The organism is Haloarcula amylolytica JCM 13557 (genome assembly GCF_000336615.1).
GTDB lineage: Archaea > Halobacteriota > Halobacteria > Halobacteriales > Haloarculaceae > Haloarcula > Haloarcula amylolytica.
In genome coordinates this window covers 1-1,592 of record NZ_AOLW01000025.1, presented here as the reverse complement: position 1 = coordinate 1,592, position 1,592 = coordinate 1, and the positions used below count along the sequence as shown (strand labels likewise).

The following is a 1,592-nucleotide window of genomic DNA, read 5'->3' as shown; positions in this document are numbered from 1 at the left end:
CCGCCCGAGGCTATCAGGCCGATGGTCGGATGGGAGTGTCCGACTAACCCACGGGAAGCCTCGGGGCTTGACCCCGAGGCGGTTCACTTTGATCCGGAACAGGACAGTATCTTCCTCTCGGACGACTACGAACCCCCGGTAAGCAGTAGTCCACTGTCTTGACCACGAGCTGAAGATTGTGCTGGAAGCTGAAAGCAGATGTCCCTATGCTTCAGCCTCATCGACGGATGTGTGTTCAAGTGTATCAACCGTTCATGCTATCGAGCCGAATACCGCCTATGACATACTATGGGCACTCATCTGGGGGGGAGTGGAGTGTACTATTTGACGTAGGAAGTGCCACGGATGGATTGATTACATTCTGCGACTACTGAGGACTCTGGTATACTGACCAGCGATTGGGTGAACAATTTTGTTGTCGTCTGGGTGACTGGGCCAGCTATCCTGACCCGGTGAGAGACCTCTTCTGACGAAATACGGAGAGCAATCCGAGAACACCGCAGATGATAAACAGCCCAGCGAGGAGGAACCAATGACCATCAAGATACTGTAGCGTACCGACTAGAACAAAACCAGCATACAGAAGCGGCTGATAGAGTGGATGATCTTGAACACCGTCCACCGTCGTTGCGAGCAACATTGGAACGACAACTATCCAGAGGACAATAGAATATACCGTTGGTGGCCCGTTGTATATGAATTCAAAATAGGTGGCTGCACCGATCACCCCCAGCATCAGTAGTGTAGCTCCCGGACGGATTCGGTTCTGGAGGGAACGGAGGGCAGTCATTCAGAGTCGTTATTTTTTATCGACACATATCTATCTACCTGTTGCTTTTTAGTCGCTGGTCGTCTCATGAGCCGGTGTACTGACCGCCAGTGACCACGAATCGAATGAGAGTTCGTGTGTCTTCGCCTTACGAGATCGGGTGTAAATCAACCTATCAAGATGGGATACGTCGACAGAGACATTCACTGACTATCTGGGAACTCATTGCCCACCTTGGGGACGACCCTCAAAAACCTCGCCACTCGTCTGTGCCTGCCGGTGCTGGGCACGAATATCTGGTCGGTCGTCGGCTTCGGTGCTTGGAGACTGTTCGTCGACGGGCTGCTGTTCGGTGCTCATGTTCGGGAAACCCCTCACCCCACCGGGNCTTCGGTGCTTGGAGACTGTTCGTCGACGGGCTGCTGTTCGGTGCTCATGTTCGGGAAACCCCTCACCCCACCGGGGGACACAAAATTGGCAGTGCGAATACGCGACCGACAGGACTCAGGCCTCAGCGACGTCCCAGACAGAGAGATGACCGCTGGCACAGACGCCGGCGTGACGCCCGACAGCCATGTACGGCCCGTACTCTCCGTCGACAGATGCGATGCGCTTGGCGTCGAAGATCGGCGCGTCGCACTCGTCGGTTCTGCAGGTCATATGGTGGGACAAGTCACTGGACATCACGTCTCGCCCGCCATCGCTTGGTGACGGAGCTCGCTTTCGTCTGGTAGATCCCAGCCGTGGTACTCGCGAGCGATGTGGCGTGCTCGCTTGACGTTGACCACGACGCCGGCTGCTGGAGACTGATGCGCCTCAACGC

Annotated in this window: 3 protein-coding genes; all 3 read right to left on the bottom strand. The window is 55.6% G+C overall.

From position 1 onward, the window contains the following. Nucleotides 1–439: 439 nt before the first annotated feature. The 3 genes from C442_RS13805 to C442_RS22210 all read right to left on the bottom strand — a co-directional run bounded on the left by C442_RS13805 (nucleotide 440) and on the right by C442_RS22210 (nucleotide 1,429). A complete protein-coding gene (locus tag C442_RS13805) occupies nucleotides 440–736 on the bottom strand; it encodes a hypothetical protein (protein ID WP_008311412.1) in 297 nt (98 codons plus the stop codon). 255 nt (nucleotides 737–991) lie between these two features. Then, on the bottom strand, nucleotides 992–1,129 hold the full coding sequence (locus tag C442_RS22215; RefSeq protein ID WP_167320677.1) for a hypothetical protein: 138 nt from the start codon (nucleotides 1,127–1,129) through the stop codon (nucleotides 992–994). Nucleotides 1,130–1,273: 144 nt separating this feature from the next. Beyond that, a complete protein-coding gene (locus C442_RS22210) occupies nucleotides 1,274–1,429 on the bottom strand; it encodes a hypothetical protein (RefSeq protein WP_008311410.1) in 156 nt (51 codons plus the stop codon). Between the last annotated feature and the right edge of the window lie 163 nt (nucleotides 1,430–1,592).

Excerpts from the sequence above, each read along its gene's own strand:
- C442_RS13805 (WP_008311412.1), bottom strand. The coding sequence starts at position 736 with ATGCTGGGGGTGATCGGTGCAGCCACCTATTTTGAATTCATATACAAC.
- C442_RS22215 (WP_167320677.1), bottom strand. The coding sequence starts at position 1,129 with ATGAGCACCGAACAGCAGCCCGTCGACGAACAGTCTCCAAGCACCGAA.
- C442_RS22210 (WP_008311410.1), bottom strand. The coding sequence starts at position 1,429 with ATGACCTGCAGAACCGACGAGTGCGACGCGCCGATCTTCGACGCCAAG.